General features: G+C 49.3%; 18 protein-coding genes and 1 other annotated feature. Of the genes, 16 read left to right on the forward strand and 2 right to left on the reverse strand.

The window, feature by feature from the left end:
* The first annotated feature begins 170 nt into the window (after positions 1-170).
* The 8 genes from PUQ60_RS00100 (at position 171) to PUQ60_RS00135 (ending at position 11,631) form a co-directional block, all read left to right on the forward strand.
* A complete protein-coding gene (locus PUQ60_RS00100) occupies positions 171-1,103 on the forward strand; it encodes a type II secretion system protein (RefSeq protein WP_273379071.1) in 933 nt (310 codons plus the stop codon).
* Positions 1,104-1,235: 132 nt separating this feature from the next.
* Positions 1,236-1,532, forward strand: a binding site (T-box leader).
* Positions 1,533-1,648: 116 nt separating this feature from the next.
* Positions 1,649-1,840, forward strand: a complete 192-nt coding sequence (locus PUQ60_RS00105) for a DUF6472 family protein (RefSeq protein WP_273379072.1) — start codon at positions 1,649-1,651, stop codon at positions 1,838-1,840.
* 110 nt (positions 1,841-1,950) lie between these two features.
* Positions 1,951-4,602 (forward strand): valine--tRNA ligase, encoded by a 2,652-nt coding sequence (locus tag PUQ60_RS00110; protein WP_118691816.1) that lies wholly within the window; start codon positions 1,951-1,953, stop codon positions 4,600-4,602.
* Positions 4,603-4,988: 386 nt separating this feature from the next.
* Complete coding sequence (locus tag PUQ60_RS00115) at positions 4,989-5,471, forward strand: GNAT family N-acetyltransferase (RefSeq protein ID WP_273379074.1); 483 nt, start codon at positions 4,989-4,991, stop codon at positions 5,469-5,471.
* 82 nt (positions 5,472-5,553) lie between these two features.
* Positions 5,554-7,077, forward strand: coding sequence for a sulfite exporter TauE/SafE family protein (locus PUQ60_RS00120; RefSeq protein WP_273379076.1), 1,524 nt, complete (start codon positions 5,554-5,556; stop codon positions 7,075-7,077).
* An 85-nt stretch (positions 7,078-7,162) separates the two neighbouring features.
* The gene (locus tag PUQ60_RS00125; protein WP_022358722.1) at positions 7,163-7,867 is read left to right on the forward strand and encodes a response regulator transcription factor; all 705 of its coding nucleotides are present in this window, start codon (positions 7,163-7,165) and stop codon (positions 7,865-7,867) included.
* Complete coding sequence (locus PUQ60_RS00130; RefSeq protein ID WP_022358721.1) at positions 7,864-9,267, forward strand: HAMP domain-containing sensor histidine kinase; 1,404 nt, start codon at positions 7,864-7,866, stop codon at positions 9,265-9,267. Before PUQ60_RS00125 ends, PUQ60_RS00130 begins: the two co-directional genes overlap by 4 nt.
* A gap of 405 nt (positions 9,268-9,672) precedes the next feature.
* Positions 9,673-11,631: a fructose-1,6-bisphosphatase gene (locus tag PUQ60_RS00135; RefSeq protein ID WP_117795592.1), complete on the forward strand. Its 1,959-nt coding sequence runs from the start codon at positions 9,673-9,675 to the stop codon at positions 11,629-11,631.
* A 91-nt stretch (positions 11,632-11,722) separates the two neighbouring features.
* Here the strand turns inward: PUQ60_RS00135 and upp are convergent, their stop codons facing one another.
* Entirely contained in the window at positions 11,723-12,352 is a 630-nt protein-coding gene (gene upp, locus PUQ60_RS00140; RefSeq protein WP_022358719.1) for a uracil phosphoribosyltransferase, read from the reverse strand.
* Between the two features lie 579 nt (positions 12,353-12,931).
* Here upp and PUQ60_RS00145 point away from each other — a divergent pair.
* Positions 12,932-13,645 carry an IMP cyclohydrolase gene (locus PUQ60_RS00145; protein WP_117795557.1) on the forward strand — a complete coding sequence of 238 codons (714 nt, stop codon included), beginning with the start codon at positions 12,932-12,934 and terminating at the stop codon, positions 13,643-13,645.
* Between the two features lie 111 nt (positions 13,646-13,756).
* Positions 13,757-14,935 (forward strand): phosphoribosylaminoimidazolecarboxamide formyltransferase, encoded by a 1,179-nt coding sequence (locus tag PUQ60_RS00150; protein ID WP_022358717.1) that lies wholly within the window; start codon positions 13,757-13,759, stop codon positions 14,933-14,935.
* 47 nt (positions 14,936-14,982) lie between these two features.
* Here PUQ60_RS00150 and PUQ60_RS00155 read toward each other — a convergent pair whose 3' ends face one another.
* The gene (locus tag PUQ60_RS00155) at positions 14,983-16,395 is read right to left on the reverse strand and encodes an alanine/glycine:cation symporter family protein (RefSeq protein ID WP_273379086.1); all 1,413 of its coding nucleotides are present in this window, start codon (positions 16,393-16,395) and stop codon (positions 14,983-14,985) included.
* A 128-nt stretch (positions 16,396-16,523) separates the two neighbouring features.
* On the opposite strand from PUQ60_RS00155, the gene PUQ60_RS00160 reads away from it, so the two are divergent.
* The 6 genes from PUQ60_RS00160 (at position 16,524) to PUQ60_RS00185 (ending at position 24,284) form a co-directional block, all read left to right on the forward strand.
* Positions 16,524-16,757 carry a hypothetical protein gene (locus tag PUQ60_RS00160; protein WP_022358715.1) on the forward strand — a complete coding sequence of 78 codons (234 nt, stop codon included), beginning with the start codon at positions 16,524-16,526 and terminating at the stop codon, positions 16,755-16,757.
* Positions 16,758-17,083: 326 nt separating this feature from the next.
* Positions 17,084-18,274 carry a cobalt-precorrin-5B (C(1))-methyltransferase CbiD gene (cbiD, locus tag PUQ60_RS00165; RefSeq protein WP_273379090.1) on the forward strand — a complete coding sequence of 397 codons (1,191 nt, stop codon included), beginning with the start codon at positions 17,084-17,086 and terminating at the stop codon, positions 18,272-18,274.
* A 63-nt stretch (positions 18,275-18,337) separates the two neighbouring features.
* Positions 18,338-19,111 carry a precorrin-4 C(11)-methyltransferase gene (gene cobM / locus PUQ60_RS00170; RefSeq protein ID WP_273379092.1) on the forward strand — a complete coding sequence of 258 codons (774 nt, stop codon included), beginning with the start codon at positions 18,338-18,340 and terminating at the stop codon, positions 19,109-19,111.
* A 19-nt stretch (positions 19,112-19,130) separates the two neighbouring features.
* Positions 19,131-20,474: a cobalamin biosynthesis protein gene (locus tag PUQ60_RS00175; RefSeq protein WP_273379094.1), complete on the forward strand. Its 1,344-nt coding sequence runs from the start codon at positions 19,131-19,133 to the stop codon at positions 20,472-20,474.
* A 29-nt stretch (positions 20,475-20,503) separates the two neighbouring features.
* Positions 20,504-21,187 carry a precorrin-3B C(17)-methyltransferase gene (cobJ, locus tag PUQ60_RS00180; RefSeq protein ID WP_273379121.1) on the forward strand — a complete coding sequence of 228 codons (684 nt, stop codon included), beginning with the start codon at positions 20,504-20,506 and terminating at the stop codon, positions 21,185-21,187.
* A complete protein-coding gene (locus PUQ60_RS00185; RefSeq protein ID WP_273400893.1) occupies positions 21,180-24,284 on the forward strand; it encodes a cobyrinate a,c-diamide synthase in 3,105 nt (1,034 codons plus the stop codon). The genes cobJ and PUQ60_RS00185 overlap by 8 nt, the downstream gene beginning before the upstream one ends.
* Positions 24,285-24,321 lie beyond the last annotated feature (37 nt).

Consider the following 24,321-nt stretch of genomic DNA (forward strand, 5'->3'; position numbering starts at 1 on the left):
AGCGAAATGGGGAAGAGGCGGATGCTTTGCGGTGAAAACCGCAGGCGGAGGCCTCTTCTTTCTATTTATGGGAATGTGCGTCAGATGAAAAACGTTTTGCGTGAATTTTTTAGAATCATGTGATAGAATAAAACAAAAAAAGGGATAAAGGTGACAGGTGGGTGATAAGAATGGAAATTCATATACAGAATAGGAAAAAGGGCTTTACGCTGGCGGAGCTTTTGGTAGTCGTTGCAATTGTTGCCATTTTAGCTGTAATTTCTATTCCTATTTTCACCAGGCAGCTGGAGGCCAGCCGGGAGGCCACGGATCTTGCCAATGTCCGTTCTGCCTATGCAGAGGTGATGGCAGCGGTCATGATTGAGGATACAGAGAATGAAGTGAAGGTTGTAAAGCTGAAGCAGAAAAAAGCAAAATGGCAGTCGCATGACCCGGTGACGATAGGTGGAGTGATGCATTATAATGATCAGGGTGATACGGCCAACTGGATTGGTTATCCGGTTCCGGGTGGGAAATGTGAAGTTTCCTATCAGCCAAATTCGGGAGTGCTTTTTAACTGGAAAGGTAAAAATGGTACAGGCGGTTCGGAACAGAAATATACGTTTAATATCAATTGTGATATGCATGCGCCCTTGAATAACAGCGGCGTATTGGAAATGCTGGGTAATAACAGCAATTTTGAAATTGATTCCAACTGTACAAAATCCAATATGCTTCCAAAGATACAGGCAAAGATTGAGGAGGACAGCCTGTTAAAAAAGGGAACCTGGGCCTATCTGGGAGATGCGAAGGATAAGTCGAAGCGATATTTATTCTGGACATCTGTAGATATATCGTCAGATTCGGTTGGTGCAGGAAAGAAGATACCGGTTATTATCAGTACAGCAGATGGAAGGTTTTATATTTCAGAAACAACTACCGCTATTCGAAAGAATACAGCTGGTAACTATGTAGCAATCGCCGATCATCTAACTCCAAAACAGTATACGGAATATCTTTCGAATGATAAAAAGTATGAGAATCTGCAGGAGGCATATGATGCATACGCAAAGATGGTGACGGATGGGACGTATCAACAATATAAGGATACGCTGCCGAAGTAGGGGCTGTGCAGCTGTTACAGCTGGGCGTCTTTAAAGTGGGAAGAGCCAGGGCATATATCAGAATTTACCAACCTGTGCCGAAAACCTTGACATTTTCCTGAAAAACCTCTATGATAACAAGGAACTGAAAAATGAAAGGCAGTGAAGAAGAGGAGTACACATAGAAGCCCTGACAGAGAGAACCGCGCAGGTTGAGAGACGGTTCCGGGAAACGGATGTGGAAGGTAGCTTCGGAGCCGGATTTCTGAAAAACCGCGTTCTGCTATGGCTTAGGAATGCTGTGAAAGAGAGTGGTGGATAAGAGATCCCGGGAGTTCCCGTTATAGAATCAAGAGGATTGGGGTAAAGTCTGGATGTGTGCAAAGAAAACACCGGCAGACGGAAATCCTGATTGAATTAAGGTGGTACCGCGTATATGACGCCCTTTGCAGATGATATGTCTGCAAGGGGCTTTTTTCATGTAATGGGAAATACCTTGGAATTCCCTATTACACAAAAGGCACATTCTTTTTCATAGGAAACGCGCTTCGGAAAGGACAAAACAGATGAAAAAACAGGGTCCGCTGACAAGCTGTGATACGTGCGGCAATTATGTCTATGACGATGATTATGGGTATTATCTGTGCGAGGCAGATCTGGATGAGGACGAGATGGCGGCATTTTTAAGCAACCAGCGTTTTGTCTGCCCGTACTACCAGACGGATGATGAGTACGAGATTGTCCGGAAACAGATGTAAGAAACTGCATCGGAAATTACACAAAATGAAGGTAAACAAGATGTGGTTCATGATAGAATGCGAGGATAAACAGCATTTGATGAGTTAAAACACAAAAGGAGAATCGATCAATGAAAGAACTGGAAAAGACATATAATCCGGCGGATATTGAAGATCGCCTGTATCAGAAATGGCTGGACAGCAAATATTTCCACGCCGATGCAGAGCGCGGACGCAGAAACGGCAAGAAGCCGTTCACGATTGTGATGCCGCCGCCAAATATTACCGGACAGCTTCATATGGGACATGCGCTGGATAACACTATGCAGGATATCCTGATCCGTTACAAGAGAATGCAGGGCTATGAGGCACTGTGGCAGCCGGGTACCGACCATGCGGCGATCGCAACGGAGGTTAAGGTTATCAATAAGCTGAAAGAGCAGGGCATTGACAAGCATGATCTGGGTCGTGAGGGCTTCCTGGAGAAAGCATGGGAGTGGAAAGAAGAGTACGGCAGCCGTATCGTAAAACAGCTTCACAAGCTGGGTTCCTCCGCTGACTGGGACCGCGAGCGTTTCACGATGGACGAGGGCTGTTCCGAGGCGGTTCTGGAAGTATTTACCAGACTGTATGAAAAAGGTTATATTTACAAGGGATCCCGTATCATCAACTGGTGCCCGGTCTGCCAGACTTCCATTTCGGATGCCGAGGTAGAGCATGAGGAGCAGGACGGCTTTTTCTGGCACATCAATTACCCGATCGTCGGCGAAGAGGGACGTTTCGTCGAGATCGCAACCACCCGTCCGGAGACGCTGTTAGGCGATACTGCGGTAGCTGTCAACCCGGAGGATGAGCGCTACAAGGATATCGTAGGCAAGATGTTAAAACTGCCGCTGACCGACCGAGAGATTCCGGTCATCGCGGATGAGTATGTAGATAAAGAGTTCGGTACCGGCTGCGTAAAGATCACACCGGCACATGACCCGAACGACTTTGAAGTAGGAAAACGCCACAACCTGGAAGAGATCTGCATCATGAATGACGATGCAACCATCAGCGTACCGGGCAAATATCAGGGCATGGACCGCTACGAGGCGAGAAAAGCCATGGTAGAGGATCTGAAGGAAATGGGACTTTTAGTCAAAGTCGTTCCGCATTCCCACAACGTAGGTACCCACGACCGCTGCGGCACAACCGTAGAGCCGATGGTAAAACCGCAGTGGTTTGTCAAGATGGAAGAGATGGCGAAACCGGCGGTAGAGGCACTTAAATCCGGCAGACTTAAATTCGTTCCGGAGAGCTTCGGAAAGACCTATCTGCACTGGCTTGAGGGCATCCGTGACTGGTGCATTTCCCGTCAGCTCTGGTGGGGACACCGGATTCCGGCTTATTATTGTGATGACTGCGGCGAGATGACCGTTGCCAAGTGTGCACCGGCGGTATGCCCGAAATGCGGCGGCACCCACCTGCATCAGGATGAGGACACGCTGGATACCTGGTTCTCCTCCGCCCTGTGGCCGTTCTCCACGCTCGGCTGGCCGAAGGATACACCGGAATATGAATATTTCTATCCGACCGACGTGCTGGTAACCGGATACGATATCATTTTCTTCTGGGTTATCCGTATGGTATTCTCTGGTCTGGAGCAGACGGGCAAAGAGCCGTTCCACACCGTCCTGATTCACGGTCTGGTACGCGACTCCCAGGGACGCAAGATGAGTAAATCCCTTGGAAATGGTATCGATCCGCTCGAGGTTATCGACAAGTACGGCGCCGATGCACTTCGTATGACCCTGATGACCGGTAACGCACCGGGCAACGATATGCGCTTCTATTGGGAACGTGTGGAAGCAAGCCGTAACTTTGCAAACAAGGTATGGAATGCATCCCGTTTCATCATGATGAACATTGAGAAAGCGCCGGTAACGGATGTGAAGCTTTCTGACCTGCAGATGGCTGACCGCTGGATCCTCTCCAAGGTCAACACGCTGGCAAAAGATGTTACCGAGAACATGGATAAGTACGAGCTGGGAATCGCCCTCCAGAAGGTTTACGATTTCATCTGGGAGGAGTTCTGCGACTGGTACATCGAGATGGTAAAACCGAGACTCTGGTCCGAGGAAGACACCACCAAGGCAGCTGCACTCTGGACCCTGAAAACGGTTCTGATCCAGTCCTTGAAACTGCTGCATCCATATATGCCGTTCATCACCGAGGAAATCTTCTGCAACCTGCAGGATGAGGAACCGTCCATCATGATTTCTTCCTGGCCGGAGTACAAGGATGAGTGGAATTTCGCAGACGAGGAGAAAGCTGTAGAGACGATCAAGGATGCAGTCCGCGCGATCCGCGGCGTCCGCACATCCATGAACGTACCGCCGAGCAAGAAGGCAAAAGTATACGTTGTATCCGAGGATCCGGAAGTTCTGGCCATCTTCGAGCACAGCCGTGTCTTCTTCGCAACTCTTGGCTATGCGAGCGAGGTTGTCCTTCAGAAGGACAAGAGCGGAATCGCAGACGATGCCGTATCGGCTGTGACTGCAAAGGCAACCATCTATATGCCGTTTGCAGAACTGGTGGATCTGGACAAGGAGATCGAGCGTCTGACCAAGGAAGAGGAGAAGCTGAAAAAAGAGCTTGCCCGTTCCGAGGGCATGTTAAGTAATGAAAAATTCGTCAGCCGCGCACCGGAGGCAAAGATTGCCGAAGAGCGTGAGAAGCTGGAGAAATACCGCCAGATGATGGCACAGGTACAGGAGCGCCTGGCACAGCTGCGGAAATAGTTGAATATGAAGTAAAAGGCAGGATCGAGAAATCCGCCTGATGCGTGAAATAAGCCGATGTGTATGGGAAAACTATATGCATTGGCTTATTTGCAAAGAAAGAACCGAAATTATTCTGTTTTTTATCTCAGTCGAGAAGACTCCCACCTCTTCAGGTGGTGAGTAATAGCAAATTTGTCTCAGTGGGAGTCCATTCTCCGACTGAGATAAACGCTCCGCGAGGATGCGCAGTGATTCTGTAAAGAATATGTCAGCTTCGCTGACCAGAATCACGCGCCAAGTCTCACGGACGTTCGACTTGAATTATATGGGCGAATGCTTTTGAAGAGAGAAAGGAGATTATTTTTTTATCCTCGAACGAGGATAATTGGATGATACGAGATATTATGGAGATAAGAACAGCGACAATAGCAGATCTGACTCAGATTGCAGCCGTGGAAGCAGAATGCTTTCCGGCAGCGGAAGCCGCAACGAAAGAGGAGTTTGCGGAGAGAATTAAGTATTATGGAAATCATTTCTGGCTCATGTTTGAAGGCGAAAAGCTGATTGCGTTTGTGGACGGCTTCGTCACAGACAAGCCGGATCTGACGGATGAGATGTACGAACAGGCAGAAATGCACGATGAAAACGGCGCATGGCAGATGATTTTTGGTGTCAATACGATCCCGGCATACCGGAAACATGGCTATGCGGGACAGTTGCTCCAGTGCGCCATCGAGGATGCCAGAAAACGGGGGAGGAAGGGACTTGTGTTGACGTGCAAGGAAAAATTGATAGCCTATTATGCCAAGTTTGGATTTGAGAATGAAGGGATCTCGGAATCGGTGCATGGGAATGTGACTTGGTATCAGATGCGGTATAAATTTTAAATAAGAAAGTGACCAGACATTCACAATCCACATAAAAACCACACATTTTTCTGCTAGTATCTCTGTCAGGAGGTGCGAAAGAATGAATCGTAGTAAAACAAGGATTTTTATCGGTGGCATGACCTGTGTGAACTGCCAGAATAAAATAGAAACAGCTCTGCTCCATACGGCAGGAATCGAGATAGCCAGAGTCAGTTATCAGAATGGTACTGCCGATCTGGTTTACGATCCAGACTGGATTACATTGGAGGAGATCCAGCAGGTGATCCGAGACGCGGGATATGAGGTTTTATCAGAAAAAGCCAGAAACAAACAGAAGCCGGGCAGAGCCGCTCATATTTTGATTGTAATTGCGGTACTCTATGTGCTTCTCGAAAATTCGGGCATTCTGAACCGGCTGGTGCCAAGCCAGCTGGCGGACACCCGAATGGGATATGGGATGCTGTTTGTGATCGGTCTTTTAACTTCGGTACACTGTATTGCCATGTGCGGCGGAATCAACCTGTCACAGTGTATCCAGCAGAAACGGACGGAGACAGGAAACGGAACATCGGTTTTGGGGTCGGCGCTTCTCTATAACCTGGGACGTGTGATCTCCTACACGGTGATCGGTGCAATTTTAGGATTTGCAGGAATGCTGATCGGCGGAGGCTCCGGTGTGGGAATCTCGCTTTTTCTTCAGGGTATTTTGAAAATCATTGCCGGTATTTTCATGGTTCTTATGGGAATCAATATGCTGGGTATTTTTCCGGGACTGCGGCGTTTTACCCCACAGATCCCACGGTTTCTGGCTGGCAGGGTAAACCAGAAAAAGGCTGGCAACCGACAGCCTTTTATAGTCGGGATGTTGAACGGGCTTATGCCGTGCGGACCGCTGCAGTCGATGCAGATTGTAGCGCTGGCTTCGGGAAATCCGCTGGCGGGTGCTTTTTCTATGTTTATGTTCAGTCTTGGAACGGTACCACTGATGCTGGGACTGGGCTCGTTCGTATCGCTGCTTGGAAAACGGTTTACGAAACGGGTCATGGAAATCGGGGCGGTTCTGGTAGTGGTTCTGGGGCTTGCAATGCTGTCCCAGGGATTCAGTTTGTCGGGCCTTCTGGATGGGACGGCAGGAAGCCAGGTCGAAGAAACCCTGCGTTCGGCTGGACCGAATATGGGAGCTGAACCGCTGCCTGAATCGATTGCCTCATCCGAATCGGAGGCGGTCTCGGAGGAGAAAACGGATGTTCAGATTGTGCAGAGTACCTTGAGCGGCGGTCGATACCCTAATATCACGGTAAAGGCAGGAACTCCGGTCCGCTGGATCATTGATGTGCCGAAGGGAGCACTGAATGGTTGCAATTACCGGATGGTGCTGCGGGCGTACGGAATTTCGCACACGTTTTCAGAGGGGGAAAATGTAATTGAATTTACGCCGGAAGAAACAGGAACCGTTAATTATACCTGCTGGATGGGAATGATCCGTGGAAAGATTTTTGTGACGGATGAGGAAGAAAATGAATCGCTGGCAGAGGAACCGGCGAAAAATGCTGAAATCAGTGAAGATGAGTTCGAAGATTCGGAAGCAGGTGATTTTGGAATGGGCTGCTGTGGCGGTTATTAAGTTATAAACAATAACAAAAAGCGACTGAATTCAGGATAATTGGCAGAATGGGAAAATGAATATGGCATGACAGGAGGAGGTCAGAATGGCAGAGAAAAGGAAGCTGCTTGTGGCAGATGATGAGGAGATGATTCGGGAGGCAGTTGCTTCCTATCTGGAAAGTCAGGGCTACCAGGTTTTTCGGGCGGAAAATGGCGAGGAGGCACTGAACATTTTGAAGAGAGAACCGATTTCTCTGGTGATTTTAGACCTGATGCTTCCGGATCTGCCGGGAGAAGAAGTCTGTGTCCGGATTCGGAAACAGTCGCGCGTGCCGATCATCATGCTGACTGCCAAAAATGTGGAATATGATATGATTCATGGTCTGGATCTGGGTGCGGATGATTATATCACGAAGCCGTTTAGTCTGAAAAATTTATCTGCCCGCGTGCAGGCGGTTTTGCGGCGCTCGACCGAGGATCTGGTTCCGCTTGCCAGACAGTTTTCCTGGAATCAGGGAGATCTGGTGATTGATTATGACCGAAAAGAAGTGAGGAAAAAAGGAGAACCGGTGGCGCTTACAGCGATCGAGTGGAAATTGCTGGCTGCCTTTACGAAATATCCGCAAAAAATATTTACCAGAGAAAATTTAATTGAGCTGGTCTTTGGACTGGATTTTTCTGGATATGACCGGGTAATCGATACCCATATTAAAAATCTTCGGAAGAAGATAGAGGATGATTCCAAGCAGCCGGTTTATCTCTGTACGGTTCATGGAATGGGCTATAAATTTGGAGGGACGGCAGAATGAAGCAAAAAATCAGCACGCAGCTGGCGACCGGTTTTGCACTGATTGTCCTGATCACGGTTCTTCTGATTGGAGCGGTGGCGAATGGTCTGATTAACCGTCAGTTTGAGCGATACGTAGCGTTGCAGAGGAAAAATTTTTCGGAACAGCTGGCAGAATCACTGCCATCCCAGTATGATGAGAGGAATGGTGAGTGGAATGTAGATTACATCCATGGGATTGGAATGTATGCATTGAAAGATGGATATCTGATCCGGCTGTTGGATCGGGAAAACCATGTCGTATGGGATGCTGAAAATCATGATATGACGTTATGCCATCAGGTAATGCAGGAGATCCGCACGGAAATGGAGGAGAAACGCCCCCAGTTAAAGGGTGAATTTTCAACGTACCGCTATGATATACGGAAAAGGGATGCCATTGTGGGGTATCTGGATGTGAGCTATTACAGTCCTTATTATTTTAATGAGAGTGATTTTCGGTTTCTGGATTCTTTGAACCGGATTTTGATCGGGATTGGATTGGTGGTGTTGACGGCTGCGGTGGCAATGGGAACCATGCTGGCAAAACGGTTGTCAGTTCCGTTGTTGAATGTGGCAGAAGTGACAAGGAAAATCGCAAAGGGAGATTATAAGGCGAGATTGCAGACGGAACGGGCGCAGACTCAGGAAGTGGAAAATCTGAGCCGATCGGTCAATGAGATGGCAGAGAGCCTGGAACGCCAAGAAAAGCTCCGCCGCCGTCTTACCTCAGATGTAGCTCATGAACTCCGCACACCGGTGACGAATGTGTCGCTAAATCTGGAAATGATGCTGGACGGTGTCTGGGATCCGACGAAAGAACGGCTGCAGAACTGTTATGGGGAGTTGGAGCGGCTGTCAGGGATCATTGCTGATTTGGAGAAGCTGCGTCAGGTTGAAGATAAGAAGCTGGAGCTTGTGCTGGAATCGGTCGATCTGCTGGAATTATCCAGGCTGGTGGAGAAGACCTTTGAGCCGGATTTAAAGAAGAAAGAGCTTGTATGTACGGTTCAGGGAGAATCTGCAGTCGTGCAGGGAGATGCGGGACGTCTGTATCAGGTGATCTATAACCTACTTTCCAATGCAGTCAAGTATTCAAACGAGGACGGGCAAATACAGATACGGGTAAATTGCGGTGAAACGGTCGCAGAACTGAGTGTGGAGGATCAAGGAATTGGAATTTCAAAAGAAGATCTTCCACTGGTGTTTGAGCGTTTTTACCGGACCGATCTGTCCAGAAACCGCAAAACTGGAGGCGCCGGAATCGGCCTTGCCATCGTCAAAGCGATTGTTGAGGCACATCATGGGACTGTGACGGCTGAAAGCAGGGAAGGGCGCGGAAGTAAATTTATAGTTATATTACCGGTAGGGCAGCCAAATTGAGTAGGGGCGACATCGATAATGACGATCGGGAAACCACGGCAGTAGAGGCTACCAAAGGTATTCTGCCAAAGTGGAGACCGGATATTTATAAATAGGCACTTTTGGAACCGAAAGCGCCGTAAGATAACGTGGTGGCAGCGCAAATACTAATAATACTTATTATAGGAATCGAAATGGCGTTTTTAATAGAAGTGTGATAAGATACAAGTATCAGAATTAAAAATGAGACGCCATTTCGATTTTTTGTAATTGTTTGCAACAAGCATTACAAATTCTTTTCCATCTTTCTGCGTGTATCTTTTGCATGTGTTTTATATGCATAACGGGCATCGGAAGCAGGATGCACGGGATTGGGTGAAAAAGGGTCAAAAGGGGCGTCCGCAAACAGGAGGGGTTAGAGAAAACATGAAATCATTGCAGGCGCGTTATCTGGATCGACTGGCAGAGCTTTACCCGACGATTGCAGCGGCATCGACGGAGATCATCAATCTGGAATCGATCTTAAATCTGCCGAAAGGAACGGAACATTTCCTGACCGATATCCATGGAGAATACGAGGCATTTTCCCATGTATTGAAAAATGGTTCCGGTTCCGTCAAGCGAAAGATTGACGATGTATTTGGAAATACCCTGAGCCGTCAGGACAAGCAGTCGCTGGCAACCCTTATTTACTATCCGGCGGAGAAGATGAGCCGGATTCTGCAGACGGAGAAGAATCCGGATGACTGGTACAAGATCACACTCTATCGCCTGATTGCGGTCTGCCGCCGGGCAGCGAGCAAGTACACGCGTTCGAAGATCCGCAAGGCGCTTCCGAAGGAATTTGCTTATGTGCTGGAAGAGCTTCTGACTGAGCGCGGCGATCTGCAGGACAAGGAATCCTACTACGATGCGATCGTCCAGACGATTGTCCGTGTGGGACGGGCGAAAGCCTTTATCATAGCGCTAAGCGAGCTGATTCAGCGCCTGACGGTCGATCATCTTCATATCGTGGGTGATATCTATGACCGAGGTCCGGGGCCGCATATCATCATGGACAAGATGATGACCTATCATTCGATTGATGTCCAGTGGGGCAATCACGATGTGCTCTGGATGGGCGCGGCAGCGGGACAGATGGGTTGTATTGCAAACGCAATCCGTATCTGTGCGCGATATGGAAACCTGGATATTTTGGAGGATGGTTACGGCATCAACCTTCTTCCATTGGCAACCTTTGCGATCAATACATATGGGGATGACCCGTGCACCTGCTTCCAGTTAAAGGGCAGTGACTCTTACAGTGCGTCTGAGCGCGAGATGAACCAGAAGATGCACAAGGCGATCTCGATCATCCAGTTCAAGGCGGAAGGGCAGATCATCAAGCGTCATCCGGAATTTGGCCTGGAGAAACGAAATCTTCTGCATCATATTGATTTTGAACGCGGTGTTCTGGAGCTGGGCGGCAAAGAGTACAAGATGCTCGATATGAATTTCCCGACCGTAGATCCGAAAGATCCATATGCATTTACACCGGAAGAAGCAGATATTATGGAACGTCTGGAACGTGCATTCATGAACTGCGAGAAGCTGCAGCAGCATATGAAATTCCTGCTGGCGAAGGGAAGTCTCTATAAAGTATACAACAATAACCTTCTCTACCATGGCTGCGTTCCGTTAAATAAGGACGGTACCTTCAAGGAGGTAGAGATCTACGGCAAGCAATATAAGGGAAAGGCGCTGTACGATATTTTGGACAATTATGTCCGCAAGGGGTTTGTCGCGGTCGATAAGGCAGAGCGGGAAAAAGGCAGGGATATGATGTGGTATATCTGGCTGAATGAAAATTCCCCGCTGTTCGGCAAGGACAAGATGGCGACGTTTGAACGCTATTTTCTGGCAGAAAAAGAGACACATAAAGAAGTAAAAAATCCGTATTACGATATGCTGGAAAATGAGGAAGTGCTTGACCGCATTCTCCGTGAGTTCGGTCTGGAACCGGAGGGCGCGCACATCATCAACGGTCACGTCCCGGTCAAATCCAAAGACGGCGAGAGTCCGCTCAAATGCGGCGGTAAGCTTCTCGTCATCGACGGTGGTTTCTCAAGAGCATATCAGAAAGAAACCGGCATCGCGGGGTATACGCTGATATACAACTCCTACGGTCTGATTCTGGCCGCGCACGATCCGTTTGAGTCCACCGAGGCGGCGATCGAAAAGGAGAGTGACATCCACTCCGAGAGCCGTATGGTCAAATGGGTGCCGGAGCGCAAGTGTGTCGGAGATACGGATATCGGACGGGAACTGAAAGAGAAGATCAAGGATCTGGAAAAATTGCTGAATGCGTACTATAGCGGTGCTATAGCAGAAAAATTTACGCGATAGCGATTTGAGAACGAAATTTTAAATAAAGATAAAATGGAAAATCGCTCAACCCGGAAGAGGGAAGAGCGATTTTTTGTGAATGCTATAGTATTTATTTCGTACCAAAAATCCGATCTCCTGCATCTCCCAGACCTGGGCAGATGTAAGCGTTTTCATTCAGGCAGCGATCGACATGACCGACATAGATCTGGACATCCGGATGTGCCTCATGCAGTCTCTTTAATCCTTCCGGAGCAGCGATGATTGCCATGAATTTGATGTTCTTTCCGCCGCGTGCTTTGATAAAGTCGATTGCCTCCACTGCGGAACCGCCGGTTGCCAGCATCGGGTCGGTGACAACGATGGTACGCAGTTCGATCGGGGTTGGCAGCTTGCAGTAGTATTCGTGCGGCTCATGGGTTGTCTCGTCGCGGTAGAGTCCGATGTGACCAACCTTTGCGGACGGAACGAGTGCCAGAATACCATTTACCATACCGAGACCGGCACGTAAGATCGGGACAACGGCAAGTTTTTTACCAGCCAGCATCGGAGTGCTGCAGGTTTCGATCGGAGTTTCTACTTCCTGATCTTCCAGCGGAAGATCGCGAAGCGCTTCATAGCCCATCAGCATCGCAATCTCATCGGTCAGGGAACGGAATTCGTTGGTTCCGGTGTTCTTGTTGCGGAGGAGCGAGATCTTGTGCTGAATCAACGGGTGATCGAGAATTGTTACATTTTTCATATTCATAACCTGCCTTTTCTTGAATTTTGATGATGAACGTTTTTTCGTAACGGTGCATAGCGCAGACCGCTTGCGAATTTTGTGCTATCTTCATGCCGTCATTTCCCAAAATCTGTATACATATGTGAAATGTATCGCCCTGATGGCATATTTTCTTTAATTATACACCGAATTGTACAGATTGAACAGTCTGTTTTATGATGTATTTTGTTGAAAAGCATCGGTAAAGTTACTGTTCCCGGGTAGGCACTTTTGGAACCGAAAGTGCCGTAAGAAAACGTGGTGGCAGCAGGAATTTGCCGTATTTAAATGCGAAGCCACGGCAAATTCCGTTACTGGGCACGTATGCGTGAACAGTAACTCGGTAAAAGAGCGGTTTGTCATGAAGTAGTGCAGGGCATTTGTAAAAGAATGCAGGTGCTTTTATATGTTTATTAGAATAAAAAATAATACCAGTACTATATATAAGCAATACTTCTGAAAACAAATCAATAAATCTAACTGGAAATGAGAATAGAATGTGGTAAAATATAAAGTAGTGAATTATTGCACAACAATGAAGGAGGAAGCTTTGCCATTATGAAGACTGTATCGATAGCAGAGGAACTGAAAAACAATTCTTATCCGGGACGCGGAATTATCATTGGACGGACGCCGGACGGAAAGAAGGCGGTTACGGCATACTTTATCATGGGAAGAAGCGAGAACAGCCGCAACCGTGTGTTTGTAGAAGAAGGTGAGGGCATCCGCACACAGGCATTTGATCCGGCGAAGCTGGAAGATCCGAGTCTGATTATCTATGCACCGGTCCGTGTGCTGGGAAATAAAACGATCGTGACCAACGGCGATCAGACTGATACGATTTATGAGGGAATGGATCGCCAGATGACCTTTGAGCAGTCCCTCAGAAGCCGCGAGTTTGAGCCGGATGCGCCGAACTACACACCTCGTATTTCCGGTATCCTGCATATCGAGGATGGCGGTTACAACTATGCGCTGTCGATTCTGAAATCCAACGACGGCAATCCGGATTCCTGCCATCGTTATACATATGCGTATGAGAAGCCGGTTGCAGGCGAGGGACATTTCATCCACACCTATATGCACGACGGCAATCCGCTTCCGAGCTTCGAGGGTGAGCCGAAAAAGATCGAGATTCCGGACAGCCTGGATGAGTTTGCAGCGACACTCTGGGAGAATCTGAACCCGGATAATAAGGTATCTCTGTTTGTGCGCTATATTGATATTGCGACCAGAGAGACACAGACGAAGATCATTAATAAAAATAAGTAGGAACAGACTGGAAAATAGTTAAAAAAAGTCAAAAACCGTCTGAAAATGAAAACAGGTCAGAAACAAAATTGTTTATTCATGCGTTTAAATGGGTATACAGGAGGAATGAAGATGAACGAACTTGAGTTAAAATATGGATGCAACCCGAACCAGAAACCGTCCCGCATTTTTATGGCGGACGGCAGTGAGCTTCCGATTAAGGTACTTTGCGGCAAACCGGGATATATCAATTTCCTGGATGCGTTCAATGGCTGGCAGCTGGTAAGAGAACTGAAAGAGGCAACCGGGCTTCCGGCGGCAACTTCTTTTAAGCACGTTTCTCCGGCAGGTGCAGCGGTAGGACTTCCGTTAGACGAGACGATGCGTAAGATTTACTGGGTCGATGATATGGGAGACTTATCTCCGCTTGCGTGTGCATATGCCAGAGCACGAGGTGCAGACCGCATGTCTTCCTTCGGCGATTTTATTTCTCTGTCGGATGTCTGCGATGCAGATACGGCGCGCATCATCAAGAGAGAAGTATCGGATGGCGTGATTGCTCCGGGATATACCAAGGAGGCGCTGGAGATTCTGGAATCAAAGAAAAATGGCAAGTACAATGTCATTGAAATCGATCCGGATTATGTACCGGCTCCGGTGGAGCGCAAACAGGTATTTGGCGTGACCTTTGAGCAGGGTAGAAATAATCTGACAATCAACCGTGAGTTGCTGGAGAATATCGTGACTGAGAATAAAGAGCTGCCGGATAACGCGAAGATCGACATGATCGTATCTTTGATTACCCTGAAATATACACAGTCCAACTCTGTATGCTACGTGAAGGATGGACAGGCGATCGGTATCGGCGCAGGTCAGCAGTCCCGTGTACATTGTACCCGTCTGGCAGGTCAGAAAGCCGACAACTGGTATCTGCGCCAATCTCCGCAGGTGTTAAATCTTCAGTTTGTGGATGGAATCAAGCGTGCAGACCGCGACAATGCGATCGATGTTTATATCGGAGAAGAATATATGGATGTGCTGGAAGAGGGCGCATGGCAGAAAACTTTCAAGGTAAAACCGCCGGTATTTACCCGTGAGGAAAAACGCGCATGGCTGGACGGCATGAAGGGTGTAACCATTGGTTCTGATGCATTCTTCCCATTTGGCGACAACATTGAGCGTGCGCACAAGAGCGGTGTTCAGTACATCGCACAGCCGGGCGGATCGGTTCGTGATGACAATGTAATCGAGGTTTGCAATAAATATGGCATTGTAATGGCATTTACGGGAATCCGTCTGTTCCATCATTAAATAAAAAACATCCTCTGCTATCATTCATTTTGGCAGAGGATGTTTTTTTATTTCTTATATTTTGCCTCATAATCCCGCAGGCTTACAAGCGCTTCTTTCGACATCGGAATCAGCGCGATCAGGTTGAAGACGGTCATCAGACCGACACCGACATCACCGAGATCCCAGACAAAGGTGTAGGCGGTCAGTCCGCCGACAAACATCATGATCAGGGCGAGAATTTTGTACGCCGTCTGGGCGGCCCAGGTGTCTCCGAAGAGGTAGCTCACATTGGAGCGGGCGTAGAAGAGGATGCCGATGAAGGTAGTGAAACTGAACAGCCACAGGATCACGGCTATGAAAATGACGCCTAATTCCCCGAAATGCCAGCTCATCGCCGCCTGCAGCAGATCCATGCCCTCCAGACCGGAGATTTTATCAGCCGGGACCAGCAGCATGATCATGGCTGTACAGGTGCAGAGAAGCGTGTCGATGAAAACGCCCATCGCTTGCATCAGTCCGACTTTGGCAGGATGGGAGGTTTCTGCCGTCGCTGCCGCACACGGGGCGGAACCGCTTCCTGCTTCATTGGAGAAAAGTCCCCGTTTGACACCGTTCATCAATACGGCGCCGAAGCCGCCTGCGATTGCCTGGCGCAGACCGAGTGCTTCCTCAAAAACGCGGGCAAAAACGCCTGGAAGCTGGCGGAAGTTCACGATAATTAAAAACAGGGTCAGGATAATGTAAATGCCTGCCATGATCGGAACCAGCAGATCCAGAACCCTGACGGAGGCATTTTTCCGAAGAACGATGACTGCCGCAAGGAGAACTAAAAACAGGCATGAGTAGATCGGCGGGATGCCGAAAGCATTCTTAAAAGAAGAGGTCACGGAATTACTGATGACCTGGCTGATACCGCACCAGCAGATCAGACCGGAGAGCGCAAACAGTACGGAGAGAAGATTTTTCTTCGAAACCGGCGTTCCCTGTTTCTGGCGTTTGCTGTTGATCCAGTCGTGAATGTAGTAAGCAGGACCGCCGCGGTAACCGCCGTAGAGCGGATCCGGCTGTTTGTGAAGCTGGGCTAAGGTCGCCTCGATGAAAGCGGTTGCCGAACCGAGCAGCGCGGTTACCCACATCCAGAACAACGCACCGGCGCCTCCGGCGGAGAGAGCGGCAACGATACCGACAAGATTTCCCATACCGACGCGGGTCGCAGTTGACACGATCAGTGCCTGGAGTGCGGAGAGAGAGCCGCCTTTGTGTCCGGTTTCGGCCTTTTCCAGCAGCGCGCGCAGCATATCCGGAAGCATTCGGATCTGCAGGAACCGCGTCCGGATAGTACAGAAGATACCGGTCGGGACGAGCAGAAGAACCAGAAGCGGCAGGTTGATGATTGTTCCGCCAGGAAGCGGCAGATGAATCCAGTCACCCCAGAGGAAATAGTAGGTTTTTTCGATTAAATTGATAATTGTGTTCATGTTTTCACCCCAAAATTTTATATAGTAAAGGTGCGCCCGCAGGTGCTTGACGCTTGATTGAAAGATAGTTATAATGAGTGGCAGGGAGTTTTCAGACTCTCAGTATCATAAGGAAAAGGAGAATTCATATGCAGTACGCAATTGCACATTTAGATCCGAATGAGGACAATCCTTCCATGGAAGAGAATCCATGCATTAATGTTGATTTTGAAAACGAAGAGGAATCATGTCTGGAAGCTGCAACCATGATGATGGATGAAGGCTACAAGATGGTAACTCCATTTTTCATTGAGGACGGCGGCAAAGCGGGCACATACTCCTGGGAGTATGTCAATGCCCATCTGGTTGTCCGTACCAAATAATGTTTCACGTTGTTGTTTAAAACTGTATTGTTTTAAAGTGTGTGAGACTTAAAATGCCGGAAAGAGAAGATCTTTCCGGTTTTTTATATTATTTACATGTTAGCTGTCCTTGCACGTTTATAATAACTATTTCTTGAATATGTAATTAAATCTACTTATTTATATTCCGTATTGTACCGCACAGTTGAGGAAAGTGCAAGGGGAAAATGAGGGATTGTTACTGGAATTTTAAATAAAGATAAATAATAATAAGTTGAAAGTCGGGTGTAAATCTCCTATAATGGACAGAAGAATCTTCAGGCAGAAAATGGCATACAGGGAGGCAGATGGAGACGGAAAAGAAACAGACAGATGAAAAAAAGAAACTTCGAACCGGATTTACAACCGGAACCTGCGCGGCGGCGTGTACGCGGGCGGCGGTGTTGTTTCTCTGCACAGGGGAAGCACCTGCAGCGGCAGAGACAGTGACACCTTCCGGCGTCCGGGCGATTCTGCCGATTGTCCGGGCAGAGCGGGAGGAAGATAGCGCAGTATGCGGTGTACAGAAGGACTCCGGTGACGATCCGGATGTGACGAATGGGACATTGGTTTGTGCACGGGCCGTCCTGGCTTGTCATGATAGCATAACTGAAAGCGGTTACACAGACCCGGCGTATCCGGGAATTGAGGTAACCGGCGGCGAGGGCATCGGCATGGTGACGCGGGACGGTCTTTCGTGTCCGGTGGGGCATTACGCGATCAACCCGGTACCGCGGACGGCTATTTTCCGGGAGGCGGCTCTGGCACGCCGGGAGGCGGGCATGCCGGAGTTACCTTTGCGGATTGAGATTTCTATCCCTTCCGGGCGGGAGCTGGCGGAGAAAACGTTTAACCCGCATCTGGGGATCATCGGTGGTATCTCGGTGCTTGGAACAACTGGGATTGTGAACCCGATGAGTGAGGCGGCATTGGTTGAGACGATCCGGCTGGATATCCGGGTGCACGCCCAGGAGGATGTTTCGCTGCTGGCAGTGGCGCCAGGCAATTATGGAGAACGATTTTTAAAAGAAGAAACCGGGCTTTCGATGGAAAATTTCATCAAGTGCAGTAATTTTATCGGGACCAGCTTTAAAATGCTTTCACAGGAAGGAATTCACCAGGCGCTTTTGGCGGGGCATGTTGGAAAACTGGTCAAAGTGGCAGGTGGTGTGATGAATACACATTCCCGGTATGGTGACAGGCGGATGGAGATTTTGTCTGCATGCGCGCGGACTGTTGGATTTCCGGAGGCAGATGCCCTGCTGCCGATGAATACGACTGAGGAAGCGGCAGATTTCCTATATGAACATGGATATCTGAAACAGGTCATGGAGCAGGTAGCGAATCAGGTCAAAGCGGTATTGGAAGAAGAGAGCGGCGTTCAGACAGAGGTAATGCTATTTTCGAGCAATTATGGACTGATGGCGCGGACAGCTGGGGCGGATGCGTATGTGCGGGAGCTGCTGGAGATGGAGAGGCATGGAAGTAATGATAGATAGAAGAATCATAAATTACGAAAAGTTGAGATTCGAATATTAAATAAAAAAGGAGAAATCACATATATGGTATATTTCGTCGGAGCAGGTTCGGGAGCGCCAGATTTAATCACAGTGCGGGGAGCACGCCTTTTGAATCAGGCAGACCAGATTATTTACGCAGGTTCTCTGGTCAATCCAGAGCTTTTGGATTATAAAAAAGAATCAGCCGTTGTCTATGACAGTGCGAAAATGACGCTGGAAGAAGTGGTCGAAAAGATCCAAGAAGCGGAATCGACGGGTAAGATGACGGTGCGGCTTCACACGGGCGACCCCTGCGTGTATGGTGCGATCCGGGAACAGATGGACGAGCTGGACAAGTTAAATATCTCTTATAAGGTATGCCCGGGCGTCAGTTCTTTCTGCGGAGCGGCATCTGTATTGAATCTGGAATATACCTTGCCGGGCGTTTCGCAGAGCGTGATTATTACCCGGATGGCGGGGCGGACGCCGGTGCCGGAGCGGGAGAGCATCGCGTCGTTTGCAGCGCATCATGCGACTATGGTTATATTTTTAAGCACGGGAATGCTGAAGAAGCTTTCGGAAGAGCTGATAAAGGGCGGATATGAGGCGGACACGCCAGCGGCGATTGTGTATAAAGCGACCTGGCCGGATGAAAAGCGGGTTGTCTGCACGGTTGCCACGCTTGCAGAGGCGGCAGAGCGGGAAAATATCAAAAAAACAGCTCTGATTATCGTCGGGGATGTGACTGCCCAGGCGGGATACGAGCGCTCACGTTTATATGCGCCAGAATTCACAACTGAATTCCGTCAGGGGACGGATGGTTTTGTATATGAGTAATAGAAAGGGATTGTTATAAATGGAGCAGTTGAAACTTCGGGTCAGGAACGGTATCTGCATTTGCTTTACTGCGCAGGGAAAAGAGACGGCGACGCGTCTGCTGGAGAAATTAAGCCAGCAGATGGAAGAGGCGTTTGACTTTTTAGATTATACAGGATCCGAACATTCGAAACCGCTGAAACAGGTGGTCAAGGAAGCATTTCAGGAGAAGGAAGCAATTTTGTTTGTCGGGGCGGCGGGGATTGCAGTCCGTTTGATTGCGCCGTGGGTGCAGGATAAGCTGAAAGATCCGGCGGTGCTGGTGATCGATGAGCAGGGACGTTATGCGATCCCGATTTTGTCTGGACATGTGGGCGGATGCAATGAACTGGCAGAGGCAGCGGCGCAGATTCTGGGGGCAGAACCGGTAATTACGACGGCAACGGATCTGCGGCAGGCATTTGCAGTTGATGTATTTGCAGCGGAAAATGAGCTGGTGATCAGTGACCGGGAACTGGCGAAACAAATCTCTGCGGCGGAGCTGCGCGGTGACAAAATTGGCTTTTTCAGTGATTATCCAGTAGATGGAATCGTTCCGGCAGAGATTACTCCGGGCGTATGGCAGAAGGAAAACATCTATGTGACGCTGAAACAGGGCGGATGCCCGAAAAATGCCCCAGCGTCTCTGGTGCGCCGGGATATGGTGATTGGGCTGCAGGAGAAGAAGGAACAGCGGGGTGCAGCCAAAGCAGCGGCGGTAGTGGCAGTGGAAACCGGCGATTCGGCGAAGGCGGCTGAGATAGATATGTCTGTCGGAAAATCCGATATAGGATCGCTTGGGAAGAAAAGTGAGCAGAAGAAAGAGCAAAGTTATGAGCTGGAAAATGAATCAGGTACGCCGGAACTTCTGCGCCTGTATCCGCGAACGGTTGTTCTTGGAATGGGATGCCGCCGGGATTCGTCCCTGAATGCTGTCCGGGAGATGGCAAGAGTGGCACTTTCTCGGGCGATGATTGATAAAAGTGCGGTGCGGGCGATTGCAACGGTGGATCGGAAGAAAAATGAGATGGCATTTCTGGCGCTTGCGAAGGAGTGGGATGTGGAACTGTGGAGTTTTACCCCGGAAGAGCTGGAGAGTGCTGGTACGAAGTTTGCAGAATCGCCGTTTGTGCGGAAGACAGTAGGGGTAGGAAATGTTTGTGAGCGTGCAGCCGTCATGGGGGTGCGCCGGATTTACCGGGAACGGGAGATGGATGAGAAAAATCTGCCTGCGATCGATCTGAGAGTACAGAAAATGGCGTTTAACGGTGTGACGGCAGCAGTAGCGGTTCCGGCATCGGAGCAAGTAAGGAGGCAGCAGTGGAAGAAAAAAAATTATACGTGATCGGAATTGGACCGGGGGCGAGAGAACAGATGACGGTCCGGGCAGACCGCATTTTGCGGGAAAGCCAGGTGATCATCGGTTATACGGTATACGTGGACCTGGTAAAAGAATTTTATCCACAGGCGGAATTTCTGACAACGCCGATGCGCCAGGAAAAGGAACGCTGTGAGATGGCATTAAAAGCGGCGCAGGATGGTCGGAAAACAGCAATGATCTGCAGTGGGGACAGCGGCGTCTATGGCATGGCGGGGCTGGTGCTGCAGATGGCAGAGGCGTACCCGGATGTGAACGTGGAAGTAATTCCAGGAGTGACGGCAGCGCTGGGAGGCGGAGCCATTCTCGGTGCACCGTTGGGACATGATTTTGCGGTGATCAGCCTGAGTGACCTTCTGACGCCGATGGAAGTGATCGAAAAAAGGCTGCGTGCAGCGGCGGAAGCGGATTTTATTATCTGCCTCTACAATCCATCCAGCCGGAAACGCCACGATTATCTGGAGCGTGCCTGCCGGATTCTTTTAGAGTATAAAAGTGGTGAGACTGCCTGCGGATATGTACAGAATATTGGCCGCGAGGGCGAGGCGGTGCAACTTCTGACACTGGCAGAACTGGAAAAGACGTCGGTGGATATGTTTACGACCGTATTTATTGGAAATAAGGAAACGCAGATGTTAAATGGATGTCTGGTGACACCGAGGGGATACCGCGATGTGTAAAATATGGATATTTGGAGGAACGACAGAAGGGCGCCTGCTGGCGGAATATTGCAGTCGGGAAAAGATTGAGGCGTGGGTCAGCGTGGCTTCAGAGTATGGAGAGGAGCTTTTGCAGGAGGAGCTGATGGAGTCTGGGAATGCAGGGAATCCAGATTTGAACCACAATACGAAGGAAAGTGGGCAATGCGCTGACAAAGAGATTTGTTTTGCAAAGAAAAGCTTGAAAAATGTTCAGGCATCCTCAGTGATAAAAGTCTTACGCGGACGGATGGATCGTTACCAGATGGAAGAATTTATCCGAAACCAGGGGATTCATCTTGTGATCGATGCAACACATCCGCATGCCAGACTTGTTTCAGAAGAAATCCAGGAAGCGTGCGGACGGACCGGTGTCCGCCTGGAACGGTGCCTGCGCGCAGAGGGCGAACAAAACAAAGCACGTGATTGGGTCGAGGTTGATTCCATTCAGGAGGCAGTGTCATTTCTTTCTTCTGTTTCCGGCGTGATTTTTGCTACAACCGGCAGTAAAGAACTGGAAGCCCTGTGCCAGATACCAGATTATCAAAAACGGGTGTATGCGAGAGTGCTTCCAACTTCGAATGTTTTGAAGAAATGTGAAAAATTGGGGATAACTGGCAGCCATCTGATTGCGATGCAGGGACCTTTTTCCACCGAAATGAATACGCTATTTCTCCGACAGACAAAAGCGGAGTGGCTATTGACGAAAGATTCCGGGCGTGCGGGCGGATTTCAGGAAAAGGTGGAAGCGGCGCGTGAAAATGGAACCAGAGTGGTTGTGATCCGCAGACCGAAGGAGAATGGCATTTCGCTGGAAGAGGCGATGGAGGTGCTGAAGAAAGCGGATGAGGGGAAGGTTGGAGAGTTAAAAACACATTTGATTCTGGCGGGAATTGGCATGGGACAGCCGTCCCAGATGACAGGGGAAGTCCTTCGGGCAATTCGAGAGAGTGACGCCTTGATTGGCGCGGAGCGTATGCTGGAATCCGCGGAGAGAGCGCTGCAGAATGATTTGCTGATTAGCAAGGAAGGAAAAGATGAAAACAGACAGGAATCAGCGGCTGCGGTGGAAAAAGAAACGAAGTGCTATAAAGCATATCTTCCTGACGATGTGATACAGATTGTATCGAAGCATCCGGAATGGAAGCAGGCGGTCATCCTGTATTCGGGTGATACCGGCTTTTTCAGCGGGGCATCCAGGATGGCAGAGCGGCTGCGGGAAGCTGGTTATCCATTTACTGTCTATCCGGGTACATCCTGTGTCAGTTATCTGGCGGCACGCCTGGGGACGCACTGGGAAGATGCGGCGATTTATTCCGCACATGGAAGAGAATTGTCTGTCGATCGGGTGATGAAACGTCTGTGTGATCCAGAAGAAGCGGCTAAGCGTGCGTTTATCCTCATGGGCGGCAAAAATGGAGCTGGACAGTTTTGTGAACGTCTGACACAGGCGGGATATGGAAATGTACAGGTGACGGTTGGTGAAAACTTATCGTACCCGGAAGAGCAGATCCGGAGCGGAACCGCGGAAGAAATGAAAAAATTGGAATTTGCGGATTTGAGCTTGATGCTGCTGGAAGTTACGGATGAAATAAAGAATGTAAAGCAGCTGAAAAGGTTTGAACAAGAAGATAAACGTTTGCTTCCTGCAGATTCTGTCGGAGTATTTCCACGTATCATGCTTGCCGCCCCCAAAAGCGGCAGTGGAAAAACCCTTCTGACTTGCGGGCTGCTTGAAGTCCTTCGCCGCCGCGGTCTGAATCCGATCGCGTGCAAATGTGGACCGGACTATATCGATCCAATGTTTCACCGCTATGTGCTCGGCATTCCCGGGCGAAATCTCGATAGCTTTTTTCTGCCGACGGAAGGCGTGCGGAAGGTTTTGGTGGATGCAGTGCGGGAAGAACAGGCGGGAATCGCAGTTTTAGAGGGTGTCATGGGCTATTATGACGGCTTGGGCGGAACAGAAACGTCCGCCAGCAGCTGGGAGATTGCAGAGATCACAGACACGCCGGTGATTCTGGTGCTGGACTGTAAAGGCGCATCGTTGTCGGCGGCAGCAATGGCATCTGGATTTTTACATTTCCGGAAAAAAAGCCATATTGCCGGAGTGATTTTGAACCGGGTTTCTTCGATGTATTATGAGCGGCTGGCGGTAGCCGTGGAAGAGGCGTCGGGGCTTCCGGTGCTTGGTTATCTGCCAGAATCCGAGGAATACCGCATGGAAAGCCGCCATCTGGGACTTTTTCTGCCGGGCGAGATCGATCGGCTGCGCGAGCGGATCGGGCGATTGGCAGATCAGATGGAAAAGTCGATCGCGGTGGAGCGGGTGCTGGAAGTGGCAGGGATGCTTCCATTGAGGATAGAAAACAAAGAGAAAGAAAAAGCAGAAAACGAATCAATGGGGGCGGAAAGTATAGCGCAATTCCCAGCATGTCAAGAGCAAAAAGTCACCTCGCGCGTCCGCATCGGTGTTGCCCGTGACGAGGCATTCTGCTTCTACTATCAGGAAAATTTCCGCCTTCTGGAACAGATGGGGGCGGAGCTGGTTTATTTCAGTCCACTGAGGGATAAAACAATCCCGGACAGAGTGGATGGGCTTTTATTTGGCGGTGGTTATCCGGAGAATTATGCACGGGAGCTGGCAAAGAACGCGGCGATGCGTGAGAGTATCCGGCGGTCGATTGCGGCGGGAATGCCGTTTCTGGCGGAATGTGGTGGATTTTTATATTTACACCGTACTCTTGAAGGAAGCGATGGAAAACACTGGGAAATGGCTGGCGTTTATCCATTTGACGCTTACCGGACGAACCGCCTGCGCCGGTTTGGCTATGTGCGTCTGCTGACCTCATCCGGTCAGGAAATTCACGGGCATGAGTTCCATTACTGGGAGAGCGAAGATCCGGGCACCGACTGGGAGGCAGTCAAACCGACCGGAAACCGAAGCTGGCGCTGCATCCATGAAAAGGGAGGACAGATTGGCGGATTTCCGCATCTCTATTATGCATCCTGTCCAGATTTTTTGCGAAAATGGCTGGATGTATGTGCCAAAGGGAGTCAGAAAAAATATATCAATTGAGTGAATTTATATGAGAATCTAGAAAATGGGGAGTAGC

This window comes from Clostridium sp. AF02-29, from assembly GCF_934835585.1.
Taxonomy (GTDB): domain Bacteria; phylum Bacillota; class Clostridia; order Lachnospirales; family Lachnospiraceae; genus Otoolea; species Otoolea fessa.